The sequence below is a fragment of the Bacteroides faecis MAJ27 genome (assembly GCF_900106755.1).
In the GTDB taxonomy this organism is placed as follows: Bacteria; Bacteroidota; Bacteroidia; order Bacteroidales; family Bacteroidaceae; genus Bacteroides; species Bacteroides faecis.
Map to the genome: position 1 here is coordinate 28,189 of NZ_FNNN01000012.1, position 24,658 is coordinate 52,846.

The following is a 24,658-nucleotide window of genomic DNA, read 5'->3' on the forward strand; positions in this document are numbered from 1 at the left end:
GAATGGAGAATAAAAAGACAGGCGATAACTATCTTTCATTCTTCGTCCTTCATTCTCTGTTTTTCGTCCATAATTCTTCATTCTTCATTCTCTGTTCTTCGTTCTTACTTGCAAATCTACAAATATTTCCGATAAGTTGGAGAGAAAATTATTTTTTCTACAATAAGTCCTTCTAAATAATAAGAGAAATTCCTACCTTTGCAGGCAAATTAACAAATAGGTAACATCTATTACAAAATGAGCGAAAAAGCACCCTTTATGGTATTCTCGGGAACTAACTCGAGATATCTTGCAGAGAAAATCTGCGCAAGTCTCAATTGTCCTCTGGGAAACATGAATATCACCCACTTTGCAGATGGTGAATTTGCTGTTTCTTACGAAGAATCAATTCGTGGCGCACATGTATTCCTTGTGCAGTCTACTTTCCCTAACTCAGACAACTTAATGGAACTTCTCCTGATGATCGATGCTGCAAAACGTGCATCTGCAAAGAGCGTTGTTGCCGTTATCCCTTATTTCGGATGGGCACGTCAGGACAGAAAAGACAAACCCCGCGTTTCTATCGGAGCAAAATTGGTAGCCGATCTGCTTTCAGTAGCAGGTATCGACCGACTGATTACCATGGATTTGCACGCAGACCAGATTCAGGGATTCTTCAATATCCCCGTAGACCACCTGTATGCATCAGCCGTATTCCTCCCTTATATCCAGTCACTGAAGCTGGAAGACCTGGTGATTGCTACACCGGATGTGGGTGGTTCAAAACGTGCCAGCACTTTCTCCAAATATCTCGGTGTGCCTCTGGTACTCTGCAACAAGTCACGTGAAAAAGCCAACGAAGTCGCTTCCATGCAAATCATCGGTGACGTGAAAGACAAAAATGTAGTATTGATCGATGATATCGTAGATACAGCAGGAACAATCACCAAAGCTGCCAATATCATGATGGAAGCCGGAGCTAAATCCGTACGTGCTATTGCCAGCCACTGTGTAATGTCTGACCCAGCTTCTTTCCGTGTGCAGGAATCCGGACTGACTGAAATGGTATTTACAGACAGCATCCCATACGCTAAGAAATGCGCGAAAGTGAAACAGCTGAGCATCGCTGATATGTTTGCTGAAACAATCAAGCGAGTTATGAATAACGAATCAATCAGTTCACAATACATCATTTAAATGAAGAATGATGAATAAAGAATGAAAATAAGAAAGCCGGCTAAATTTGAACTTAGCCGGCTTTCTTATTATATTATATCAAACACTAAGAATTGAACTAAAAATGAGTGTGAGTGTGCAACCAATTCTTCATTCCTCATTTTTAAAGAACTCTTCCCATCTTATAGGTTCCTTTTTTGATTACCTTCCCATCCTTATCGGTTTCAACAAAAGGACCATCTTTTTTTCCTTGTTTGAAGAAACCTTCGAAACGGTTACCGTCTTTATCGATCTGTACGCCTTGTCCTTCTTCCAGACCATCTACGAAACCACCTTTATATTGCATACCGGCAACAGTTTTCAGAGAGCCTTGACCGTGAGGGCGATTATCCTTCCAGTCGCCTTCGTACACATCTCCGTTGCTCCATTTGTAAGTACCTTTGCCTTCACGTTTGTTGTTTTTCCAGTCGCCTTCGTACACAGCACCGTTAGCCCACGTAAATGTACCTTTTCCGTCCTGCATGCCGTCCTTGAAATTACCTACATATTTATCACCGTTGGCATGGTAATAAACTCCAGCTCCGGTACGTTCACCTAAAAGATAAGAACCTTCGTAACGATCTCCTGTGTGGAAATAATAAGTACCCTTTCCGTGCTGGATATCATCTGCCCAGTCACCATCGTACTTATCTCCGTTGGTATATTCGAATACGCCTTTTCCATGACGCACATCATCTTTCCAGTCACCGTCATATTTGCAGCCGTCGTCCCAGTTCATGGTGCCTTTGCCGTTCTTCTTGTCATTCTTCCAGTGACCGCTGTATTTAGCACCGTTCGCCCATGTATAAGTACCTTCGCCTTCACGCTTGTCATTCGCCCAGTTGCCTACGTACAAGTCGCCATTATGATAATACATCGTTCCGGCACCATGCTGGTAGTCCTGAAACCACATACCGTCATAACGGTTATTATTCATAAAATAATAGATTCCTTTTCCATGTTGCTGGTCTTGAAACCACTGACCTTCATACTTCTCTCCATCCGGAAAAGAATAGATCCCGTAGCCTTCACGCTTTCCTTTTACATATTCCCCTTCGTAAACATCCCCATTCTTAAAAACCGTTTTCCCTTTTCCGTTCGGCTTGCGTCCTTTCATTTCTCCGGTGTAGACAGCACCATCTTTAAAGGTATAGTTCCCGATTTTTATTTCTGTAGAGAATGTATCTTTCAGCTTCCCGAAGAACCCGCCTTTACTGGTATTGTTATCTTGTGCCATCACTCCTCCCTGTGCAAGAAGAGCCAAAAAAAGTGTAGTATATAGATATTTCCTCATTGGTTTTACTCGTTACTCATTAAAATTACAATTTGGACAAAGATACAACTTCTATCCCAAAAAGTGCCATATCGGAAAGCAAATTATGACAACTTTTTACCAGCAATGACCTCTTTTAATGTCTCTTTGCACAAATAACGTTGTGCCAATTCCTGTATTTCCTGAGGCGTCACCTCATTCACAGCCTGCAGGGAACGGGAGAAATAGAGATCATCCAGCCCGGAAGTAGCAATGAAAATCCATGCATCCGATAGCGAGAAAGCCGATTCATAGCTGCGGCACATTTCTCCCAGCATATAGTTGCGCACCATGGTCAGTTCTTCCATCGGAACAAGTTCCTGATGCAGCTTGTCTATTTCGTGATATACTTCCTGTATCAGTGGTTCAACATATTCGTTATCCGTTTCTGTCGAAATGCCCAGCAAACCACTATCCGGATAAAACATAATTCCGGCAGAAATACCATAAGTATATCCTTTTTCCTCACGGATGTTGGACATCAGACGACTGCCAAAGTATCCTCCGAACAACGTCATCAGTACCCGTAACTTCAGAAAATCGGGATTCTGGCGGGTAATGGTAGTACACCCTAATTTCACCGCACTCTGCAATGCGTCTTCACGCTCTATGAAAATGCGTTTTTCGGCAACGGCGTTAAAAGAGAATTCCAGCTTTATCGCTTTCTGCTGATATTGACCAAAAGGAGTTCCGAAAGTATCGGTCACCCGCCGGATGGTATCTTCCGTCACCTTGCCTGACAGGAAAATAGAACAATTGCCCGAATGATAATGCCGGTCGTAGAAACTACGGAGAACCTCCGGCGTAATGGCATGGTAGTCTTCTTCCACAACGATTTGTCCACACGGGTGCTGTGCTCCGTAAAGAGTCTGCAACAGACCACGATGTGCCAGGAAATCGACTTTAGAAGTATTGACCAGGTATTGCTGGATATTCGTATCCAGAATGGTATGCAGTTCTTTCTCCGGAAACAGGGGTTCTTTCACCATCGATTCCACGACTTCCAGTGTTTTCGCCAGATACTTGTTCAGTGAGTAGACCGTGATATAAGCATACTCCGACGAACTGGACAATTCGAGCCATGAACCATAATAATCCAGTTTCTCCGCGATGATGGCTGCCGTATATTTCCGCGTACCCTCACGCAGCATCCGGTTCGTAAACAGTGCCTGCAACTTCTGTGACTGCTGCCAACGTCCTCCGGCAAAAAGAATATCAATACGGACTACCTCCTGTTCACCGGCATTGACTATAGCCAATGGGATACCATTCGGCAAAGTGGTCCGGACGGGAGGAAGTATATGGAATTTTTTCAGGGCTTGTATTTCAGGTTGTATTGTACGATCCATAAATCAGCTTCTGTTCTTCAAAAATTCTTCCGCATGTTTCAGATCTTGCGGTGTGTCGATTCCTATCGTTTCCACTTCACTGATACCTACCTTTATTTTATATCCATTCTCCAGCCAGCGCAACTGTTCCAATGATTCGGCCAGCTCCAGTGAGGATTGAGGGAGAGCGGTGATTTCCCTCAATACTTCGGTGCGATAGGCATACAGACCGATATGTTTGTAGTAGGTATGTCCTTTCAGCCAGTCTTCCCGGTCGGCATTACGCTGATACGGAATAATGGAACGGCTGAAATAAAGTGCATTCCAGTTCTTGTTGACCACCACTTTCGGCGAATTTACATTCTCCAGTACAGCAAACGGTTCGTCGGCTGTAAAAGGTTTTACTAACGTAGCAATCTGTGTAGTAGAGTCTTCAAAACAAGCCTTTACAGCATTCAGCTGGGAAGGCTGGATAAAAGGTTCGTCTCCCTGTATGTTGACTATCACATCAAAATCGCCACCAATCTTAGTACATGCTTCATAACAACGGTCTGTCCCGCTTTTATGATCGACGGAAGTCATCACCACTTTTCCTCCGAATGCTTTCACGGCAGCTTCAATGCGTTCGTCGTCGGTAGCTACATAGGCATCATCCAATACACCGGTCACTTGTTCGTACACACGTTGTATCACCGTCTTTCCTCCCAGCATAGCCAACGGTTTCGCAGGGAAACGGGTAGATGCATAACGGGCAGGTATAATTCCCAGAAATTTCATATCTGATTGTATTTTAATTCTTCTAATCCTTTCACGATATACTCTCTTTTCAAATCTTCCGGTCTTAAAATCCGGTCATCGTAAGAAAGCAAATCAATATCCAAGCTGACCTTTTCTTCCTTTTTATCTTCGGGACGGCGACCTGCGGACTGCTCAATAGCTTTCAGTTCTTTGCGCACCCTTTCTTCCTCTGCATCCGAAAAGAACATCGCCACCTGATTGGAGAATAATGCCGGACTTCTGAAGAATAAAGGACGTGTTTCCTGTTCGGAGGTAAAGCGGATGGTTGGAAACAAATCCACCAGTCTCCTGCGAGCCAGAAGAAGATTCTCTTTCCGGTTATAGTTACTTCCGATACAAATGACACACTTATGCACAACGGAAAATTTAATTAAACAAATCGTCCAGTCCTGTTTCTTCAAAGACCTCTCCGTCCGGTGTTTCCGAACCGGCACAAGGATCAAATCCTTCGGGAAGTTTGAACGTTTCCGTCTGGCTGTATCCTAAAGACGGATCGCCATAGACTTTCTTCATATAAGTTGCCCAGATAGGCAGCGCAGCGGCAGCTCCCTGTCCATAGGTCATTGTGCCGAAGTGAATATCACGTTCGTCACCTCCTACCCAGCAGCCGGACACCAATGAAGGAGTAAAGCCCATGAACCAGCTATCTGAGTTGTCATTGGTTGTACCGGTCTTACCACCCATATCAGCCGTAATTCCATAGCGACGTACACGTCCACCGGTACCTTCGTTGATAACGGCACGAAGCATTACCAACATCTTATATGCACTCGAAACACTGATCACTTCTTCCATCTGCGGTGCAAATGTAGAGAGCACATTACCGTCACTGTCTTCGATGCGGGTAACGAACAGCGGAGCTACACGAATACCTTTGTTGGCAAAGGCTGTATAAGCACTGACCATTTCTCCGACAGAGATTTCGCAAGGTCCCAGACAAAGTGAAACAACGGGGTCGATCGCTTTGTTACGTACACCAAAACTATGAATCAGTCTCGCCAGGTTATAAGGATTCAGTTTGCCCATCAGATAAGCCGAAATCCAGTTGTCCGAATTAGCCAATCCCCATTTCAGGGTTACCATTTCACCATAGCGTTTATTGTTGGCATTACGGGGAGTCCATGCCTCTCCTGTTTCGGTAATCAGTGTTTGTTCCACATGGCGTACCTGATCACAAGGTGAGAATCCGTTCTCCATTGCCAGCGTATACAGATATGGTTTGATAGTAGAACCTACCTGACGGCGTCCCACCATTGCCATATCATACTGGAAATACGTATAATTCGGTCCGCCTACATACGCCTTCACATATCCGTTCATCGGGTCCATCGACATGAATCCTGTACGCAAGAAGTGTTTGTAATAGCGAATAGAGTCCATCGGAGTCATAATCGTATCCTTTTCGCCCGCCCAAGTGAACACAGACATTTCCTGAGGAGTATCAAATGCTTTGCGAATCTCCTGTTCAGAAGCTCCTCCCGACTTCATAACGTTATACCGTTCAGTCTGTTTCATCGCTCTGGTCAGCAGTTCTTCCACCCGTGCCTGCGGCAAAGATCTTGCATACGGTGCATTCTTGCTTCCTTGTTTCTCCTTAAAAAACAGAGGTTGCAGGAAATCACCCAGATGCTCTTTTATCGCTTCTTCAGCATATTGCTGCATGTGCGAATTGATGGTTGTATAGATTTTCAGACCATCCGTGTAGATATTATAATTCGAACCGTCTTTCTTTTTATTTTTGGCACACCAGCCGTACAGAGGATTTGTTTCCCATGAGAGGGAGTCTTCATAATACTTCTGCATCTGCCAGCCGCGATAATCGCTCTTAACCGGTTTCTTGGCAATCATCACACCACGGAGATATTCGCGGAAATAAGTTGCCAGCCCCTCTTTGTGGTCGACACGGGTATATGCCAGTTTAAGCGGAAGTGCCTGCAGAGAATCACACTCCGCATCCGAAATGTAACCGGCTTTTTCCATTTGACGGAGTACGACATTACGACGTCCCAACGCATTTTCACGGATTTTCGGATTTCGGGATACAGGATTATAGCGGGACGGATTCTGACACATTCCCACAAGCATCGCCGCCTGTTCTATCTTCAAATCTTTGGGTTCGCATCCGAAATAAGTAGATGCAGCCGTTTTTATACCGACAGCATTATTCAGGAAGTCGAACTTATTGAGATACATCGTCAGAATTTCTTCTTTCGTATAGTAGCGTTCCAGTTTCACGGCAATCACCCATTCGATAGGCTTTTGCAGCAAACGCTGGATGGTATTGCTTGCCACTTTTTCCGTAAACAACTGTTTTGCCAGCTGTTGTGAGATCGTACTACCCCCACCCGCGCTTTTCTGCAACAACAAACCACGCTTGACGATAGCACGGAAAAGTGCCTTCGCATCAATACCGGAATGCTCGGCAAAGCGAACATCTTCCGTTGCAATCAGCGCATGGATAATATTCGGAGAAAGATCGGCATAGCTGCTGTACACACGATTGTTTTTTTCCATCGAGAATGTGCCCAGCACTTTCCCGTCTTCCGAGAAGACTTCCGTTGCAAATTTATAGTTGGGATTTTCCAGCTCTTCCACAGGAGGCATATAGCCTATCCAGCCCTTAGAAATAGAAACAAAGATAACCACAATAGCTACCAAAACAACTGCCAATAATATCCAAAGAGCTTTTATTATTTTTCGAACCATGTTTTTTCAGCTTAAAAAAAGATGCTTATAATTAAATTGCAAAGGTAGATAAAATATAGCATACAGCAAACGAGTTTTTGATTTATTTGATATTTTAAAACCAATCGAAAAACTAAGCAAAAGAGAAAAAAAGAAAAACGAGAAAAGGAGAAAAAGAAATCCTGCATAAAAGAAAAAGACGAAAAGATCAGCCACGGATTTTTATGACTTGACCTCCCTTAAAAACTAAACTATTCAGAAAGCAAAGCGGCGGCATTTTTTTCTCTTCTTTCTAAATAATTCTATTTCTTTAGAATAGAATTATATACTCTTCTCTACTGGTTTTGATTGGGTTTTTGCGCCCTATCCATGGGCGTTTCAGAGCTTAGTTTTTTTTATTAAGCCATTTTTTTCACCGGATTTTCGTCAGCTGGAAGGCGGGAGAAATGAAGAATGACGAATGAAAAAATGCACAAAAAAGTACCCGGATAAATATAACTGAGTTTAGCTCGGAGCTTAGCTTCACTCAGCTCGGGGCTTAGTTTAATTTATCCCGGTGCTTAACTTGATTCGCCTCGGTGCTTAACTTGATTCGTCTCGGTGCTTAACTTGATTCGCCCCGGGGCTCCGGTTCATTTATCCCCAAGCTGAAAAACGCAGACTATAAATTCCCGGCAATTCCCCTTAATTTACTAGAAATATTGTCGTCCAAATAGTTTGTATTCTACATTTTCTTCGTACCTTTACACTCCGGTAAAACAAGTTCTATCCACATAAAAGATAACAAAATGGAAAACAGAAGTTTAGTAACCATTGCCGAACATTCTAAAGAAAAAATCCTCTACATGCTCGAAATGGCGAAGCAGTTTGAAATGAACCCCAACCGCCGGTTATTGCAAGGTAAGGTAGTAGCAACCCTGTTCTTTGAACCTTCCACCCGCACCCGTTTGAGTTTCGAAACAGCAGCCAATCGCCTCGGCGCACGCGTTATCGGATTTACTGATCCGAAAGCAACCAGCTCCTCCAAAGGAGAAACACTCAAAGACACGATCATGATGGTAAGCAGCTATGCAGATATCATCGTTATGCGACACTATCTCGAAGGAGCTGCCCGTTATGCCAGCGAAGTAGCACCGGTACCCATCGTCAATGCGGGAGACGGAGCCAATCAGCACCCGTCACAAACGATGCTCGACCTCTACTCCATCTACAAAACGCAGGGAACACTGGAAAACCTGAATATCTTTCTGGTGGGAGACCTGAAATACGGTCGTACTGTCCACTCGCTGCTCATGGCGATGCGCCACTTCAACCCTACTTTCCATTTCATCGCTCCCGATGAACTGAAAATGCCGGAAGAGTATAAACTTTACTGCAAAGAACATCAGATTAAATACATCGAGCACACGGAATTTACCGAAGAAATCATCGCCGATGCCGACATTCTGTACATGACCCGTGTACAACGTGAGCGCTTCACCGACCTGATGGAATACGAACGAGTGAAAAATGTATATATCCTACGCAACAAGATGCTGGAAAACACCCGTCCGAACCTCCGCATCCTGCACCCGCTGCCCCGTGTCAACGAGATTGCTTACGATGTGGACAACAATCCGAAAGCATACTATTTCCAACAGGCACAAAACGGACTGTATGCCCGTGAAGCCATCCTTTGCGACGTGTTAGGTATCACATTAGAAGACGTTAAAAACGATATTTTATTATGAACGAAAATAAACAAGCATTGCAAGTAGCTGCCTTGAAAAACGGGACAGTGATTGACCATATCCCATCAGAAAAACTCTTTACTGTCGTACAACTCCTGGGTGTGGAGCAAATGAAGTGCAACATCACCATCGGCTTCAACCTCGACAGCAAAAAGCTAGGAAAAAAAGGCATCATCAAAATTGCCGACAAATTCTTCTGCGACGAAGAAATCAACCGTATATCGGTAGTAGCACCTTACGTCAAGCTGAACATCATCCGCGACTACGAGGTTGTCGAGAAGAAAGAAGTCAGAATGCCGGACGAACTGTACGGCATCGTAAAATGCGCCAATCCGAAATGTATCACGAACAACGAGCCTATGCCTACGTTATTTCATGTGATAGACAAGGATAACTGCATCGTGAAGTGCCATTATTGCGAAAAAGAACAGAAACGTGAGGAAATTTCTTTAATGGATAATGGAAAATGAAAAATGGATAATGAAGGAAATGTAGCACTAAAAGAAGCCAAGAAGTGAAACAAGACTGGAAACCGGGAACAATGATCTATCCGCTGCCTGCCGTATTGGTGAGTTGCGGAAAAGAAGAAAGTGAATACAACATTATCACAGTAGCATGGACGGGTACGATTTGCACTAACCCGCCCATGTGCTATATATCCGTACGACCGGAACGACATTCCTATGACATCATCAAGAAGAATATGGAGTTCGTTATCAATCTGACAACTAAAGATATGGCATTCCCCACCGACTGGTGCGGAGTACGTTCGGGACGGAATTACCGTAAATTTGAAGAGATGAAACTCACTCCGGGACGCTGTACCGTAGTCAGTGCACCACTGATCGAAGAGTCTCCCCTCTGCATCGAATGTCGTGTCAAGGAAATAGTTTCGCTCGGTTCACATGATATGTTCATTGCCGATGTGGTAAATGTCCGCGCAGACGACCGGAACCTGAATCCCGAAACCGGAAAGTTCGAACTGGCAGAAGCAAACCCGTTAGTATATGTGCACGGAGGATATTATGACCTGGGAGAAAAAATAGGGAAATTCGGCTGGAGTGTAGAAAAGAAGAATAAATAGAACCATGAATATACTGCGTAAACTCATTCTTTTCGGTTGGATGGCGATAGCATGCACAGCTTTCGGCAAGGATCGTAACGCAGATAAAGTGGAACGACCAAACACCAAGAAAGTAAACTTCGGCATCAAAGCCGGATTTAATTCTTCCATGTTCATGGTGTCCGAGCTGAAAATCAAAGACGTAACCATCGACGAAGTACAAAACAATTATAAGATCGGCTACTTCGGCGCACTCTTCATGCGCATCAATATGAAGAAGCATTTCATTCAGCCGGAAGTATCCTATAACGTCAGCAAAGGTGAGATTGTATTCGATAAGCTCGGCTCGCAACATCCTGCCGTCGAGCCCGACTATGCCTCCGTACAATCCGTTCTTCACAGCATTGATTTCCCAGTTCTCTACGGATATAATGTAGTGAAGAAAGGTCCTTACGGGATGTCAATCTTTGCCGGTCCCAAGCTCCGGTATCTATGGGGAAAACGGAATGAAATCACTTTCACAAACTTCGACCAGAAAGGGATTCATGAGAAGTTGTATCCGCTCAATGTGAGCGCCGTGATCGGTGTCGGTGTCAATATTTCCCGTATCTTTTTTGACTTCCGCTACGAGCAAGGGATAAGAAACATCTCCAAGTCGATTGTTTATGATAACATCAACTCCGACGGCAGCACAGGAGTCAGCCATATCATCTTCCGCCGTCGCGACAGTGCATTAAGCTTCTCGTTCGGATTTATCCTTTAACGGGCGGACACTACCGGAGCGGCCAATAAACTTTTGATAGCCGGCAACCGGCAAAAACAGGCATCCCCTATTCATTCTGTACGATAAATTATCCATTATCTATTAATTTCCTCCATTTACTAACATTTTTCTTATAGTTCCTTCGTTCTTTATTTATTTTCACTAACTTTGTGCGCTTAAAATAGGTATCTCGAATTAGAAATTTAATCTTACTTATAAAAAGAATGAAAAGAGACGACTTAATTTTCGATATCATCGAAAAAGAGCACCAACGTCAGCTGAAAGGTATCGAGCTGATTGCATCTGAAAACTTTGTAAGTGACCAGGTAATGCAGGCAATGGGTTCTTGCCTGACTAACAAGTACGCAGAAGGTTATCCGGGCAAACGTTACTACGGAGGTTGCGAAGTAGTTGACCAGAGCGAACAAATCGCTATCGACCGTCTGAAAGAGATCTTCGGCGCCGAATGGGCAAACGTACAACCGCATTCAGGAGCACAAGCCAATGCAGCAGTATTTCTGGCTGTATTGAATCCGGGCGACAAATTCATGGGATTAAACCTCGCACACGGCGGACACCTTTCTCACGGTTCATTAGTAAACACTTCCGGTATCATCTACACTCCTTGCGAATACAATCTGAATCAGGAAACCGGCCGCGTAGACTACGACCAGATGGAAGAAGTTGCTTTACGCGAAAAACCAAAAATGATTATCGGCGGCGGTTCTGCTTATTCCCGCGAATGGGACTACAAACGTATGCGTGAAATCGCAGACAAAGTAGGCGCTATCCTGATGATCGACATGGCTCACCCTGCGGGTCTGATCGCTGCCGGACTGTTGGAAAACCCGGTTAAATATGCACATATCGTCACTTCTACTACACATAAAACACTTCGCGGACCTCGTGGCGGTGTTATCCTGATGGGCAAAGACTTCCCTAATCCATGGGGAAAGAAAACTCCGAAGGGTGAGATCAAAATGATGTCTCAGTTACTGGATTCAGCTGTATTCCCCGGTATACAGGGCGGACCATTGGAACACGTAATCGCTGCCAAAGCTGTAGCTTTCGGCGAAATCCTGCAACCGGAATACAAAGAATATGCAAAACAGGTACAAAAGAATGCTGCCGTACTGGCACAGGCTTTGATAGACCGTGGTTTTACAATCGTTTCCGGTGGTACGGACAATCACTCCATGTTGGTTGACCTGCGCAGCAAATACCCTGACCTGACAGGTAAAGTGGCAGAAAAAGCATTAGTTTCTGCTGATATTACCGTTAATAAGAACATGGTTCCGTTTGACAGCCGTTCTGCTTTCCAGACTTCCGGTATCCGTCTGGGTACTCCTGCTATCACTACTCGTGGTGCAAAAGAGGACCTGATGATCGAAATTGCCGAAATGATCGAAACAGTTCTGTCTAACGTGGAAAACGAAGAGGTTATCGCACAAGTACGTGCACGTGTCAACGAGACAATGAAGAAATATCCTCTTTTTGCTGATTAAGATTTTTTTTGTTGAAGGGTGTCGGTGATGTGAATCAGTAACATCTTTAATTGATAAATAATAATTGAGAATTAAAACCTGCTTTTCGAAAAGAAAAGCAGGTTTTGTTTTTTATTTATTAACAGTGCCGGGCAAACTATCTGCCCGAAAATACGTTTTCTTACTACAAAAAGAGAAATTGAAATACGCACTATACCTTCAGACAGCGGCGACTTCAATCGTACAGTGTATCAGACAAGGTCAATATACCGGTACACTGGACTCTATATACAATCATCCCCGTCTTCCCAAAACATCAGAAGTGGAAAGACGGGGATTTATTTTCGATAACCCTATGCAGGCAGCAGCTTAGCTCAGACCTTCAATTTCTCCATCTACAATGTCGATATGCAACGCCTGTGGTTCTTTTGGCAGTCCCGGCATACGGAGAATTTCTCCTGCAATCGCCACAATCATTTCAGCACCGTTATTGATCACTATATCTTTAATATGGAACTCGAAATTATTTACGGCACCATAAATCTTCGGATCGGCTGAGAAGGAATACTGAGTCTTGGCGATACAAACCGGATAATGAGTGATGCCCATCTTCTCAATCAACTTGATACGGTTACGGGCAATGCTACTGTACGTAATGACGCTTGCCCCGTAAAGATTGGTAGCCACTTTCTCAATCTTCTGTTGGACGGTGTCTTCCTCTTTATACGTATAGCGCAAAGGTTCGGACGGGTTGTTCTCTATCGTATCGACTACGAGGCGTGCCATATCTACTGCTCCTTCACCACCTTCGCTGAACGCATTATTGATGGCGTAGCCTACTCCCAGCTGTTCGCAGTGTTCGCGCAGCATTTCCATTTCCTCGTCCGTGTCGGTAGCAAACTTATTGAAAGCTACCACCACCGTCTGACCGAAGGAACGAAGATTGCGAATGTGTTTATCCAGATTGCGCAAACCCTCTTTCAATCCTTCCATATTCGGTTCTTTGATACGGTCGAGGCTGACACCGCCGTGCATCTTCAAACCTTGTGCCGTAGCAACAATCACTGTCAGTTTGGGCTGGAGTCCGCTCTTGCGGCATTTGATATTATAGAACTTTTCAGCGCCAAGGTCTGCACCGAATCCGGCTTCTGTAATCACATAGTCACCGAATGACATTGCCAGCTTGGTGGCAAGAATGGAGTTACAGCCATGAGCGATATTGGCAAACGGTCCGCCGTGTACGAAAGCGGCAGTACCTTCGGTAGTCTGCACCAGATTCGGGTGGATGGCGTCTTTCAGCAATACCGTGATGGCTCCCGCTACTCCGAGGTCTTTCACTGTAAACGGCTGGTCATCGTATGTAAAGCCCAGAAGAATATTCTCTATGCGGCGACGTAAATCTTCCACGTCCCTGGAAAGACAGAGAATCGCCATAATCTCCGAAGCCGGAGTAATATCGAAACCTGACTCCTGTGTGATACCGTTCGACTTCGGTCCGAGTCCGACTACGATGCTGCGCAATGAACGGTCGTTCACGTCGAGCACCCGACGCCAGAGGATTTCTTTCAGTCCGAAACCTTTCGCCTGATTCTGATAAAGATAATTATCAAGCAAAGCGGAAATCATGTTATGCGCGGAAGTAATCGCATGGAAGTCTCCCGTAAAGTGGAGGTTGATCTTCTCCATCGGAAGCACCTGTGCATATCCTCCGCCCGCTGCTCCTCCCTTCATACCGAAGCAAGGACCGAGAGACGGTTCGCGCAAAGCGACAATCGCCTTCTTTCCGATTTTATTCAGTCCCAGAGCGAGACCGATAGATACGGTAGTTTTGCCGATACCCGCCTTTGTCGCTGTGATGGCAGTTACCAGAACGAGGTTACTTTTCTTCACTTTCTCCTCATCGATCAGTTGTTCGGGAATCTTCGCGATATAACGACCGTAATTTTCGACTTCTTCACGGGGAATTCCGATACCTTCGGCAACCTGCTTAATCTTCTTCAACTCGACACTGCGAGCTATTTCTATGTCTGATTTCATACAGAATATGATTAGTTTTATTTGAAGTGACAAAAGTATAACAAAAAAGCGAAACTGAGAAATTTAAAGCTTTCTCTGATTTCTCTCATTACTTCTGCACGGTTTTCAATTACTCAATTCCTAAAACCGTGTAATCGCATAATCCTACCTAAAATATTTATAAACTATGACGATAACAAACATACTCTTCTAAACTCTTTCCGTACAAGAACTGTTGTTATTGACATAACCTAAACAAGAACAACATATATGGAATGGATTATTAACCAATTAAGGGATCACCCTGAACTCGCCATTTTTCTTACCTTATTCGCCGGCTTCTGGCTGGGCAGATTCAAAATAGGAAAATTTTCATTAGGTACAGTGACGAGCGTCCTTCTGGTCGGAGTGCTGGTGGGACAGTTGAACATTAGTGTAGACGGCCCGATGAAAGCTGTCTTTTTTCTACTGTTTTTATTCGCTGTGGGCTACAAAGTAGGTCCGCAATTCTTTCGCGGATTGAAGAAAGACGGATTGCCACAAGTAGGATTTGCCGTCCTGATGTGTATAGTCAGCCTCATCGCCCCGTGGATACTTGCCAAAATCATGGGCTACCACGTAGGCGAAGCTGCCGGATTGCTGGCAGGCTCACAGACCATCTCCGCAGTTATCGGTGTAGCAAGTGACACGATCAATCAGTTAAGTATCAGCGATGCACAGAAAGCGACATTTATCAATGCCATTCCTGTAGCATACGCTGTGACTTATATTTTCGGCACGGCAGGCTCCGCATGGATTCTCGCTTCACTCGGTCCTAAAATGCTGGGCGGACTGGACAAAGTGAAAGCTGACTGCAAAGAGCTGGAAGCCAAAATGGGTACTTCGGAAGCTGATGAACCGGGATTTTATACTGCTCTCCGCCCCGTCGTATTCCGTGCTTATAAAATTGAGAACAAATGGTTTGGCAAAGGAAAGACTGTCAGCGAACTGGAAAAGTATCTGATAGAAAACGATAAGCGACTGTTTGTAGAACGGGTGCGGCAAAAAGGCGTCATAGAAGAGGTTACTCCGGAGATGCTTCTACAGCCGGGCGATGAAGTGGTACTGAGCGGTCGCCGTGAATACGCCATCGGCGAAGAAGACTGGATCGGTCCGGAAGTGATCGATGCCCAACTGCTCGACTTTCCGGCAGAGACGCTTCCCGTCATGGTTACTCACCGTACGTTCGCCGGAGAAAAAGTCTCTACCGTCCGCGCACAGAAATTCATGCATGGAGTCAGTATCCGCAGCATCAAGCGGGCAGGAATCAACATTCCGGTACTTGCGCAGACAGTGATCGACTCCGGTGATATCCTTGAACTGACCGGAACAAAGTTCGAAGTGGAAACGGCTGCCAAGCAAATGGGTTACATTGACCGCCCTACCAACCAGACAGATATGATCTTTGTCGGCCTGGGTATCCTTATCGGTGGTCTGGTCGGTGCACTGGCCATACATTTGGGAGGTATCCCGATCAGCCTTTCCACCAGTGGAGGTGCCTTGATCGCAGGACTCGTATTTGGTTGGCTGCGCAGCAAACGTCCCACCTTTGGCGGTATTCCCGAACCTTCGTTGTGGGTATTGAATAATGTAGGATTAAACATGTTCATCGCCGTTGTCGGCATCGCCGCAGGACCTAGTTTTGTGACGGGTTTCAAGGAAGTAGGATTCAGCCTGTTTATCGTCGGTGCACTCGCAACTGCCATTCCTCTTCTCAGCGGTTTGCTGATGGGAAGATATCTGTTTAAGTTCCACCCTGCCCTCACACTGGGATGTACAGCCGGAGCACGTACGACTACTGCCGCCCTGGGAGCTATTCAGGATGCACTGGGAAGTGACACTCCCGCCCTGGGATACACCGTGACGTATGCCGTCGGAAATACCCTGCTGATCATCTGGGGAGTAGCTATCGTATTACTCATGTAGATATTAGTATAATGAATGTATCGTAAATCAAAATTAAGTATCAGAAAACAATAAGAACCATGATGGAAAAGAAAACAACTGGCACAGCTATCACCAAGAACTTTGCCAAAAAGATGGAAACGATCAGCCCTTTCGAACTTAAAAACAAGCTCATCGAAATGGCCGACGAAAGTATTAAGAAAATAGCCCATACCATGCTGAATGCAGGGCGGGGCAACCCGAACTGGATTGCCACCGAACCACGTGAAGCCTTCTTCCTGCTGGGAAAATTCGGACTTTGCGAATGTCGCCGTGTCCTGTCGCTGGAAGAAGGAATAGCAGGCATCCCGCAGAAAGATGGAATAGCTGCCCGCTTCGAAGCCTTTCTCAAAGAAAACGAGAAGGAACCCGGAGCCAAGCTGCTGAAAGGGACCTATAATTATATGTTGATGGAACATGCCGCCGACCCGGATACACTGGTTCATGAATGGGCTGAATCGGTCATCGGCGACCAGTATCCCGTCCCCGACCGTATCCTTCACTTCACCGAGCTAATCGTACAGGACTATCTGGCGCAGGAAATGTGCGACCGTCGTCCGCCCAAAGGTACATTCGACCTCTTCGCTACCGAAGGGGGAACGGCTGCCATGTGCTACGTATTCGATTCATTGCAAGAAAACTTCCTGCTGAATCAGGGAGATTCCATCGCTCTGATGATTCCGGTCTTCACGCCTTACATCGAAATTCCCGAACTACGCCGTTATCAGTTCGACGTTACCGAAATATCCGCTGACCAAATGACACCGGACGGACTGCATACCTGGCAATATAAAGATGAAGACATTGACAAGCTGAAGAATCCGCAGATAAAAGCGTTGTTTATCACCAATCCGAGCAATCCGCCCAGTTACGCGCTTAATCCGGAAACAGTGGCACGCATCATCCATATTGTAAAGAATGATAATCCGAACCTGATGATTATCACAGATGATGTGTACGGAACGTTTATTCCTCATTTCCGTTCGTTGATGGCAGAATTGCCACACAATACACTTTGCGTCTATTCCTTCTCCAAATATTTCGGAGCTACAGGATGGAGAAATGCAGTCATTGCTTTACACGAAGACAACATCTACGACAAAATGATTGCCCGCCTGTCGGAGGAGCAAAAAGCAATCTTGAACAAACGCTACTCAAGCCTCGATTTGCACCCGGAGAAGATGAAGTTTATCGACCGCATGGTGGCCGACAGCCGCCAGATTGCATTAAACCATACCGCAGGACTTTCCCTGCCCCAACAAATGCAGATGAGCTTGTTTTCTGCCTTCGCCCTTCTTGACAAAGAAGACCGCTATAAGGCTAAAATGCAGGAAATCATTCACCGCCGCCTGCATGCGCTTTGGGACAATACCGGTTTCACACTGGTAGAGGACCCGCTACGTGCCGGATATTATTCGGAGATCGATATGCTGGTATGGGCGAAGAAATTTTATGGTGATGACTTCGTTGCTTACCTGCAAAAGACATACAATCCGCTGGATGTCGTTTTCCGGCTCGCCAACGAAACTTCATTGGTATTGCTGAACGGAGGCGGTTTTGCCGGACCGAAATGGAGTGTCCGTGTATCACTTGCCAATCTGAATGAGGCTGATTATGTGAAGATAGGAAAAAGCATCAAACGGGTACTGGAAGAGTATGCCAAAGTGTGGAAAGCGTCCATAGGATAAAGCGGCCCGAACATTGATTACAGGGATATCCGAAAGGTGGTTGCAACCAATTTACTGACCGCCGATAATCGGGTATCCCTTCTGATCAAATAATCAAGTACTGCCACAAGACAAGGCATCATTTGAACCGGGAAGTATCCACCTCTTCCCTCTTCTTCTCCTTATATCCTCCGAATTTATAGTTGAAGGAGATACCGAATGCACGGGTCGTTTTCATATAGTGGTTCTTCACATTCTGTAATCCGTAGCGGACATTTGTCGAAATAGTGGAAGTATTGAATATGTCGTCGCACTTCACAGTCAGCTGTGCCTTTCCTTTTGCAAAAGTATAGCGGAGGGCTACATCCAGATTTCCGGAACGGGGAAGGTCGAAAATGCCTTGTATAGCCCTGTTCTGATAAAATCCGCTGAGGGTTAACTTTAAATCCGGTTTGGTGGAGAGAGTGAAGGTATTGTTCATTGTCAGCACAAATGTATATAATTTGCGGTCAAACGGGATATCCCAAAAATCACTGTCTTTCTGACGATAGCGGAAACCAATCGCCGTCACACGTGAATCCAGCCATTTCTTCACTTTAAAGGGGACTACCATCACTAGTCCTGCCTGCTCCGAGAAATCGAAATTGAAGCATTTATAAATCTCGACCAGACGTTCCGGAGATTGGTAAAGAGTTTGCATCTCCTTGTTTTTCGTGCGGCTGTAATAAGCGGATAATACATATTTGCCCTTTAGGATATAGCTGAGGGTCGTCTCATAATTCGTTGCAGGTTTGAGGAAGGGATTTCCCTGAATTTCGGAGTAGGCACCCATATAGGAAGTGGAGTTCTGCATACTCCAGTATTCCGGGTATTCTTTGTCACTGCTCAATGAGAATTGCAGGATATGTCCCGAAGCAGGCAGATACGTCAGGTTGGCAACCGGGTAAAGGTTCCATTCATTCCACATATCCGTGTGATACTGCTCTGCTGCCAACGAAACATCTGCCGAAAGTTTTTCTCCGAAACTCTTGCTGAGTCCGGCATAGAAGTTCACCGTCTGTTCGCGGCGTCGGGATTTCATATTATTGTCCGGTAACGGTGCTTCCGTTTCGGGATCGTAATACATCTGATAACTGTTATCCAATGCCGTCGTATAGGTGACGCCGTAGTTCAGTCCCCAGTCTTTGCCCAATGTATGTTCCTGCCCGGCATAAAATCGCCATTGGTTGATCCGTTGGTTATCTCTGCTCAAAAAGTTCATCGTTTCCTCTCCCAGCGTACTGTGGAGCAACTGACTTCCGGGAGAATGATAATAGGTAAATTCCGCACCGGCTTTCAGTCCGAAAGGAGTCTGATAATCGAGCTTTGCATTATGAAGCTGTCCTTCCGAACGTGAATCGGTCACAGAATTTTGTGCACCGGTAACGGTGGCATAAGGCTTGACATCTGTGAAAGCTGTTGTATAAACCAAACTCAGCAAATGCTTGTCGGCAAATGCATAGTCCATGCCGAGACGCACCTGATGATTGTTGTGACGGGAAGTTGTGATGTCATACATATCCATCTGGTGTACCGAACCGTCGGCGAGCGTGTGAAGCGCTTCTTTATCCGTCTCCCGCCGTTCGCGGCTGTAAGAGTAAGAGTAGAGAAGATCAGCAGAGAATTTGCGTCCGGAGTACAGGAGGCTTCCACGCTCTGCCAAAGATTCGTAATGCAACTGGCTATAAGAGGTATATAGTTCACCTTGAAGGGAAGGTTCCTTTCCTGTGCCCGAAGTCAGTACCAGGTTAATCATCGGTCCGCGTACCTGATAGCGGGCCGGAGCCGAGTACATCACTTCCGCCTTTTCAATCCGGCTGACCGGCATTGATTTCAGCAGGTCATTCAATTGTTCCACAGACAGGGTACTTACCTTTCCGTTGATGACCACTGTTACCGGTTGTCCTCCCAATGTCATTCCATCGTTCATAGCGACAACGCCCGGAAGGTTCTTTACCGCATCGTAAGCATTGTCCACCGGGAGGTTGCTCACCAGTCGCGGAACATCGTACACCAGTTTCCCCTGTTCCGCTTTCACTACCGGACGCTCTCCGGTAATCATCACTTCGGGAAGTTCCCTGAACAGACTGTCTATATATGCTACGTTTTTTACGCTGTCGGCAGGTTCTCGTACCGGCTGTACCTGCTGCGCAGAAGCATACATCCAATATAGGAAAAGTAACAAAAGCAGTAAGTAAGTTCGTTTCATATCGCATTTATTTTTGAGTATGCTGCAAAATACGGGAGAAAAAGTGAAACTTTACGTTATCACCGGCTTATCTAGTGTTATTTAGTCTTATCAAAGAGAAGAAAAATAACAGTTTCATACTATCTTTGTCCGTATGAAACTACCGTTGAAACATATCATTATCCTTGTCATCTGCTCGCTGACAGGCATCTTTGTTTACCAAACCTATTGGTTGACGGGACTTTACCGTACAATGAAACAGGAAATGAACAACCATATCAAGGATGCAATGCGTACGAGCGACTTCAATGAAATCGTGCTTCGTGTCAACGAATTGCAAAAAGACAATGTAGAACACGGATCGGTCACCGTTTCCGCCGGATACAGTGACGACGGAAAAGCGCTGGTAACAAGCCAGACCATCTCTTATACGGACAGTACCTACAAAGACACCCTGCACACGCGAACGGAAACGGCAGTAGATACATTGGCGGTTAACAATACTGACCCCGAAGCCAGAGCCATCGCCTCCAGCGAAAGCGGACTCGATGTATTATTAAAGAAAGAAGACTCGATGAAAGAACTTTTACTCAGCGTCCAACAGGGTATGCATTCGGGTGTGGATACCTATATCGACATCAACCTGCAAAAATATGACAGCCTCCTTACCGATGTATTGAAAGCACACAACATAGACGTTCCTCATCACACCTTATATATATACACCGGAACCGCAATGGATTCATCAAAAATATATATAGATACGCTGGGTATCGCAGGAGACAGCAGTTATATCCCCAGCCCGAAAGCTATCCGCTACGACTACGAATTCAACAGACATCACAGCCAACGCTATCAACTGATAATGGAACCGATCACTTCTCTGGTATGGAAGCAAATGACCGGAATTCTGGTCACTTCATTTGTTATCTTCCTCATCCTGGGATTCTCCTTTTGGTTTCTCATCCGGACACTGCTGAGACAAAAGACACTGGAGGAGATGAAGAGCAACTTTACCAATAACATCACGCATGAATTAAAAACTCCGATCGCCGTAGCTTATGCCGCCAATGATGCGCTGCTGAATTTCAACCAAGCGGAGGAGAAGAGTAAGCGTGACCAGTACCTACGCATCAGTCAGGAGCAGTTGCAACGTTTGAGCGGGCTCGTTGAACAGATTCTTTCCATGAGCATGGAAAGTCGCAAGACATTCAGACTGCATCCCGAAGAGATTCATCTGAAAGAACTGATTACTTCTTTAATAGAGCAGCACCAACTTAAAGCTGATAAAACCGTACACGTAACTCTGGAAATAAATCCCGAATCACTGACCCTTGTTGCAGACCGCACCCACTTCAACAACATCATCAGCAATCTGATTGACAATGCAGTGAAGTACTCCAAAGAGTCTGCCGAAATAACAATCTGCTGCCGCCAGACAGAACAAACGGTATGCATCACTGTTACCGACCGGGGAATAGGCATTCCACCCGATAAACAGAAACATATATTCGACAAATTCTATCGGGTTCCGACAGGCAATCTTCATAATGTGAAAGGATACGGTTTAGGACTTTTCTATGTCAAAAGTATGGTCGAAAAGCATGGAGGTACCATCTCCGTGAAAAGTGAACCGGGCAAAGGAACTACATTTACCATTATCTTATAAAAAAGTGCATTTACTTTATAATAAGTCAACATCATGAGTAAAAACGAAATTACAGTACTATTGGTAGAGGACGAAGTGACACTCGCTATGATCATCAAAGATACACTGGAAGAAAGCGGCTTTACAATTCATACGGCAGGAGACGGAGAAGAAGGATTACATCTTTTCTTTGAACTACGCCCGGATGTATTGGTCGCCGACGTGATGATGCCGAAAATGGATGGATTCGAAATGGTGCGCCGTATCCGGCAAACAGACAAACAAACACCCGTTTTGTTTCTGACTGCCCGTTCGGCCATCAATGATGTGGTAGAAGGTTTTGAACTTGGAGCCAACGACTATTTGAAAAAGCCTTTTGGCATGCAAGAGCTCATTATCCGCATCAAGGCGCTAATGGGGAAAGCGTTCAGCTTCACAGAGCAAAAGCCCTCCAGTCGCTTTGAGATAGGCAGCTACTTGTTCGATCCCGTTGCACAAACTCTATTGCGTGCCGGAGAGAGGCAGGAACTCTCCCACCGGGAATCTGAAATATTAAAACGTCTTTGCGAAAACCGGAATCAGGTAGTCAACACGCAAGATGTACTGCTTGACCTCTGGGGAGATGACAGCTTTTTCAATTCCCGAAGTCTGCATGTGTTCATTACTAAACTACGGCATAAATTATCACAGGATGAGCAAATCCGGATCGTTAATGTGCGGGGAATCGGCTATAAATTAATAGCTACTTGAATCAAAAAAACATGGTGTCACTATACCAGTGATATAGTGTCACTATCCTGCCGGGATACTTACACCATCCTGTCAGGATAGTGACACCATGTTTAAAATGGATTTTTCTCTAAGAAAACATAACGGAAGCAAGCAGTCATACTAATATTTTCTATCTTTGTCATCAATCAACCTTTACGAAGATGAAAAAACTGATTCTATTTCTTTCGCTGGTATTATCGGTCGGTTTTGCATCCGCACAGTCGGAAGTTCCTTCCGATAGTATTCGTCGTACCCCTTCAAGCAATATGAAGGAATTTGGCGGCTTCCTGCTGGACATGGGATTAATGAATGTGGCACCTCCCAAACTTCCGAAACTCAATCTGGACATACCGGATGTAAGTAAAGATTACAATCAGATATTCCGTCTGAATACAGACGCAACCTATACCCAGGGATTCACTGACGCATTTTCTTCTCCTTTCTCCGGTTTCGGATATGGGTATGGATGGGGGTTGTCGTCTTCACCGCAATTCATGCAAATGGGAACCTTCAAACTGAAAAATGGATGGAAAATCAATACATACGGAGACTATGATAAAGACGGATGGAAAGTACCCAACCGCAGTGCTATGCCTTGGGAAAAAAATAACTTCCGGGGAGCATTCGAACTGAAATCTTCAAATGGTAATTTCGGTATCCGGATTGAAGTTCAGCAAGGAAGGAATGGGCTCTATTAATCACCCTATAATAATGAAATATTATAATAGCAAATAATACTTTTACAAGTAATTTCAATTTAGCTATTAGCATAATCTGATTAGCTATTAGCTTATCAGATTATGCTAATAGCTAATCAAATTATCTTCGTCAGGCACTTCCGACTATCAATAACAAATGCAGTTACTACTTCTTTTTTGTTCATTTTGATTCAAAGGCCCTGTCCGCTGCACACATTGCATCCGCTATACGGTCACACCATGAATCGAACTCCGGATCAGGAGTCTGCGTTTCAGGATGCGAAAGCATGTATTGAACTGCCTGCCTTAAACCGTCTGCCATTGAGGTAGTACAGATAAAATCCGGAACAAGACGTTTTATTTTCGAATTATCGAAGACTACAGTAGCTGCTTTGTCTCCCAACAGTTCGCCTCTAAAATCATAGTTTTCTCCATGCCGTGCAAGGAAATCGGAAGCCACATGCAAGGCGTTCAACGGTTTTTCCAGTGCATCGGCAATGGTTTGATAAATCTGGTTCCAAGTCATACTCTCATCAGTAGTTATATGGAAGGCATTTCCGATTGCATGAGGATTTGCCATAAGTCCAACGTATCCTTTGGCAAAATCTCTGGAATGAGTCAATGTCCACAATGAACTGCCATCGCCGGGAATAATCACAGGTTTCCCGTCAAGAATCCGTTTCAGAATCTGCCAGTTGCCGTTATTTCCATGCAGGCTTACAGGAGGTTTCGTTCCATTATAAGTATGACTGGGACGAACAATCGTAACCGGAAAACCGGTTGTCCGGTATGCTGCCATCAACACTTCTTCGGCTGCGATCTTATGCCGTGAATACTGCCAGTAAGGATTCACCAGAGGAGTGCTTTCTGTAATACGGTAATCAGCCAACGGCTTTTGATAGGCGGATGCACTACTGATAAAAATATATTGCTTCGTCTTATCCCGGAACAGACGAATGTCACGTTCTACATCTTCTGCCGTATAAGCAATGAACTGGGCAACCACATCATAACTTTCATCTGTGACAGCCTTCGCTACGGCTTCCTCATCATGAATGTCGGCAATGATACTACGCATGCCTTCGGGCAGTTTCCTTGAACCTCGGTTGAGCAGTGTAATCTCCCACCCTCTCTGTTGTGCCAACTCTACTACATCGGCACTGATGGTACCGGTCCCTCCAATGAATAATGCTTTCATAAAACAAGTCTTTTAAAATTCGCAGGAACAAATATATCAATTCTGTTATTTACATCCTTGCTATTATTCCGTTTTTTTGTTTCTGATACGCTA

Annotated in this window: 20 protein-coding genes; 12 read left to right on the forward strand and 8 right to left on the reverse strand. The window is 45.0% G+C overall.

The window, feature by feature from the left end; translation table 11 throughout:
- Window positions 1-237 precede the first annotated feature (237 nt).
- On the forward strand, window positions 238-1,176 hold the full coding sequence (locus tag BLW31_RS11725; protein ID WP_008761422.1) for a ribose-phosphate pyrophosphokinase: 939 nt from the start codon (window positions 238-240) through the stop codon (window positions 1,174-1,176).
- Between the two features lie 142 nt (window positions 1,177-1,318).
- Here BLW31_RS11725 and BLW31_RS11730 read toward each other — a convergent pair whose 3' ends face one another.
- The 5 genes from BLW31_RS11730 to BLW31_RS11750 all read right to left on the reverse strand — a co-directional run bounded on the left by BLW31_RS11730 (window position 1,319) and on the right by BLW31_RS11750 (window position 7,338).
- Window positions 1,319-2,488, reverse strand: coding sequence for an MORN repeat-containing protein (locus BLW31_RS11730; RefSeq protein ID WP_010538157.1), 1,170 nt, complete (start codon window positions 2,486-2,488; stop codon window positions 1,319-1,321).
- Window positions 2,489-2,571: 83 nt separating this feature from the next.
- Complete coding sequence (locus BLW31_RS11735; RefSeq protein ID WP_010538158.1) at window positions 2,572-3,855, reverse strand: M16 family metallopeptidase; 1,284 nt, start codon at window positions 3,853-3,855, stop codon at window positions 2,572-2,574.
- A gap of 3 nt (window positions 3,856-3,858) precedes the next feature.
- Window positions 3,859-4,611 (reverse strand): 3-deoxy-manno-octulosonate cytidylyltransferase, encoded by a 753-nt coding sequence (gene kdsB / locus BLW31_RS11740; RefSeq protein WP_010538159.1) that lies wholly within the window; start codon window positions 4,609-4,611, stop codon window positions 3,859-3,861.
- Entirely contained in the window at window positions 4,608-4,988 is a 381-nt protein-coding gene (locus BLW31_RS11745) for a 2-amino-4-hydroxy-6-hydroxymethyldihydropteridine diphosphokinase (RefSeq protein ID WP_022301509.1), read from the reverse strand. Before BLW31_RS11745 ends, kdsB begins: the two co-directional genes overlap by 4 nt.
- A 10-nt stretch (window positions 4,989-4,998) precedes the next feature.
- Window positions 4,999-7,338: a transglycosylase domain-containing protein gene (locus tag BLW31_RS11750; protein ID WP_010538161.1), complete on the reverse strand. Its 2,340-nt coding sequence runs from the start codon at window positions 7,336-7,338 to the stop codon at window positions 4,999-5,001.
- Between the two features lie 767 nt (window positions 7,339-8,105).
- On the opposite strand from BLW31_RS11750, the gene pyrB reads away from it, so the two are divergent.
- The 6 genes from pyrB (at window position 8,106) to BLW31_RS24465 (ending at window position 12,730) form a co-directional block, all read left to right on the forward strand.
- A complete protein-coding gene (pyrB, locus tag BLW31_RS11755; RefSeq protein WP_008761416.1) occupies window positions 8,106-9,047 on the forward strand; it encodes an aspartate carbamoyltransferase in 942 nt (313 codons plus the stop codon).
- On the forward strand, window positions 9,044-9,517 hold the full coding sequence (gene pyrI, locus BLW31_RS11760; RefSeq protein ID WP_010538162.1) for an aspartate carbamoyltransferase regulatory subunit: 474 nt from the start codon (window positions 9,044-9,046) through the stop codon (window positions 9,515-9,517). The genes pyrB and pyrI overlap by 4 nt, the downstream gene beginning before the upstream one ends.
- Before the next feature lie 44 nt (window positions 9,518-9,561).
- Complete coding sequence (locus BLW31_RS11765; protein WP_010538163.1) at window positions 9,562-10,131, forward strand: flavin reductase family protein; 570 nt, start codon at window positions 9,562-9,564, stop codon at window positions 10,129-10,131.
- 4 nt (window positions 10,132-10,135) lie between these two features.
- Window positions 10,136-10,873, forward strand: coding sequence for a porin family protein (locus BLW31_RS11770; RefSeq protein ID WP_010538164.1), 738 nt, complete (start codon window positions 10,136-10,138; stop codon window positions 10,871-10,873).
- A 224-nt stretch (window positions 10,874-11,097) separates the two neighbouring features.
- Window positions 11,098-12,378, forward strand: a complete 1,281-nt coding sequence (glyA, locus tag BLW31_RS11775; protein WP_010538165.1) for a serine hydroxymethyltransferase — start codon at window positions 11,098-11,100, stop codon at window positions 12,376-12,378.
- Window positions 12,379-12,556: 178 nt separating this feature from the next.
- Entirely contained in the window at window positions 12,557-12,730 is a 174-nt protein-coding gene (locus tag BLW31_RS24465) for a hypothetical protein (protein WP_153880783.1), read from the forward strand.
- Here the strand turns inward: BLW31_RS24465 and BLW31_RS11785 are convergent.
- Window positions 12,727-14,394: a formate--tetrahydrofolate ligase gene (locus BLW31_RS11785; protein WP_010538167.1), complete on the reverse strand. Its 1,668-nt coding sequence runs from the start codon at window positions 14,392-14,394 to the stop codon at window positions 12,727-12,729. The two genes, BLW31_RS24465 and BLW31_RS11785, sit on opposite strands and share 4 nt — an antisense overlap.
- Before the next feature lie 249 nt (window positions 14,395-14,643).
- Between BLW31_RS11785 and aspT the strand changes: the two genes are divergently transcribed.
- Together aspT and aspD are read left to right on the forward strand one after the other, a co-directional pair.
- On the forward strand, window positions 14,644-16,338 hold the full coding sequence (aspT, locus tag BLW31_RS11790) for an aspartate-alanine antiporter (RefSeq protein ID WP_010538168.1): 1,695 nt from the start codon (window positions 14,644-14,646) through the stop codon (window positions 16,336-16,338).
- Between the two features lie 62 nt (window positions 16,339-16,400).
- Complete coding sequence (gene aspD, locus BLW31_RS11795) at window positions 16,401-18,044, forward strand: aspartate 4-decarboxylase (RefSeq protein WP_029425569.1); 1,644 nt, start codon at window positions 16,401-16,403, stop codon at window positions 18,042-18,044.
- Window positions 18,045-18,162: 118 nt separating this feature from the next.
- Here the strand turns inward: aspD and BLW31_RS11800 are convergent, their stop codons facing one another.
- A complete protein-coding gene (locus tag BLW31_RS11800; RefSeq protein ID WP_010538170.1) occupies window positions 18,163-20,271 on the reverse strand; it encodes an outer membrane beta-barrel protein in 2,109 nt (702 codons plus the stop codon).
- Between the two features lie 133 nt (window positions 20,272-20,404).
- Between BLW31_RS11800 and BLW31_RS11805 the strand changes: the two genes are divergently transcribed.
- From BLW31_RS11805 to BLW31_RS11815, 3 genes are all read left to right on the forward strand, one after another.
- The gene (locus BLW31_RS11805; protein ID WP_010538171.1) at window positions 20,405-21,919 is read left to right on the forward strand and encodes a sensor histidine kinase; all 1,515 of its coding nucleotides are present in this window, start codon (window positions 20,405-20,407) and stop codon (window positions 21,917-21,919) included.
- A gap of 33 nt (window positions 21,920-21,952) precedes the next feature.
- Window positions 21,953-22,648: a response regulator transcription factor gene (locus tag BLW31_RS11810; RefSeq protein WP_010538172.1), complete on the forward strand. Its 696-nt coding sequence runs from the start codon at window positions 21,953-21,955 to the stop codon at window positions 22,646-22,648.
- 182 nt (window positions 22,649-22,830) lie between these two features.
- Window positions 22,831-23,367, forward strand: a complete 537-nt coding sequence (locus BLW31_RS11815; RefSeq protein WP_010538173.1) for a hypothetical protein — start codon at window positions 22,831-22,833, stop codon at window positions 23,365-23,367.
- Between the two features lie 181 nt (window positions 23,368-23,548).
- Here the strand turns inward: BLW31_RS11815 and BLW31_RS11820 are convergent, their stop codons facing one another.
- Window positions 23,549-24,565, reverse strand: a complete 1,017-nt coding sequence (locus BLW31_RS11820; protein WP_010538174.1) for an SDR family oxidoreductase — start codon at window positions 24,563-24,565, stop codon at window positions 23,549-23,551.
- Window positions 24,566-24,658 lie beyond the last annotated feature (93 nt).

What these genes read in the sequence shown, in the direction of transcription:
- BLW31_RS11725 (WP_008761422.1), top strand. Translation starts at nt 238, where the DNA reads ATGAGCGAAAAAGCACCCTTTATGGTATTCTCGGGAACTAACTCGAGA.
- BLW31_RS11730 (WP_010538157.1), bottom strand. Translation starts at nt 2,488, where the DNA reads ATGAGGAAATATCTATATACTACACTTTTTTTGGCTCTTCTTGCACAG.
- BLW31_RS11735 (WP_010538158.1), bottom strand. Translation starts at nt 3,855, where the DNA reads ATGGATCGTACAATACAACCTGAAATACAAGCCCTGAAAAAATTCCAT.
- kdsB (WP_010538159.1), bottom strand. Translation starts at nt 4,611, where the DNA reads ATGAAATTTCTGGGAATTATACCTGCCCGTTATGCATCTACCCGTTTC.
- BLW31_RS11750 (WP_010538161.1), bottom strand. Translation starts at nt 7,338, where the DNA reads ATGGTTCGAAAAATAATAAAAGCTCTTTGGATATTATTGGCAGTTGTT.
- pyrB (WP_008761416.1), top strand. Translation starts at nt 8,106, where the DNA reads ATGGAAAACAGAAGTTTAGTAACCATTGCCGAACATTCTAAAGAAAAA.
- pyrI (WP_010538162.1), top strand. Translation starts at nt 9,044, where the DNA reads ATGAACGAAAATAAACAAGCATTGCAAGTAGCTGCCTTGAAAAACGGG.
- BLW31_RS11770 (WP_010538164.1), top strand. Translation starts at nt 10,136, where the DNA reads ATGAATATACTGCGTAAACTCATTCTTTTCGGTTGGATGGCGATAGCA.
- glyA (WP_010538165.1), top strand. Translation starts at nt 11,098, where the DNA reads ATGAAAAGAGACGACTTAATTTTCGATATCATCGAAAAAGAGCACCAA.
- BLW31_RS11785 (WP_010538167.1), bottom strand. Translation starts at nt 14,394, where the DNA reads ATGAAATCAGACATAGAAATAGCTCGCAGTGTCGAGTTGAAGAAGATT.
- aspT (WP_010538168.1), top strand. Translation starts at nt 14,644, where the DNA reads ATGGAATGGATTATTAACCAATTAAGGGATCACCCTGAACTCGCCATT.
- aspD (WP_029425569.1), top strand. Translation starts at nt 16,401, where the DNA reads ATGGAAAAGAAAACAACTGGCACAGCTATCACCAAGAACTTTGCCAAA.
- BLW31_RS11800 (WP_010538170.1), bottom strand. Translation starts at nt 20,271, where the DNA reads ATGAAACGAACTTACTTACTGCTTTTGTTACTTTTCCTATATTGGATG.
- BLW31_RS11805 (WP_010538171.1), top strand. Translation starts at nt 20,405, where the DNA reads ATGAAACTACCGTTGAAACATATCATTATCCTTGTCATCTGCTCGCTG.
- BLW31_RS11810 (WP_010538172.1), top strand. Translation starts at nt 21,953, where the DNA reads ATGAGTAAAAACGAAATTACAGTACTATTGGTAGAGGACGAAGTGACA.
- BLW31_RS11815 (WP_010538173.1), top strand. Translation starts at nt 22,831, where the DNA reads ATGAAAAAACTGATTCTATTTCTTTCGCTGGTATTATCGGTCGGTTTT.
- BLW31_RS11820 (WP_010538174.1), bottom strand. Translation starts at nt 24,565, where the DNA reads ATGAAAGCATTATTCATTGGAGGGACCGGTACCATCAGTGCCGATGTA.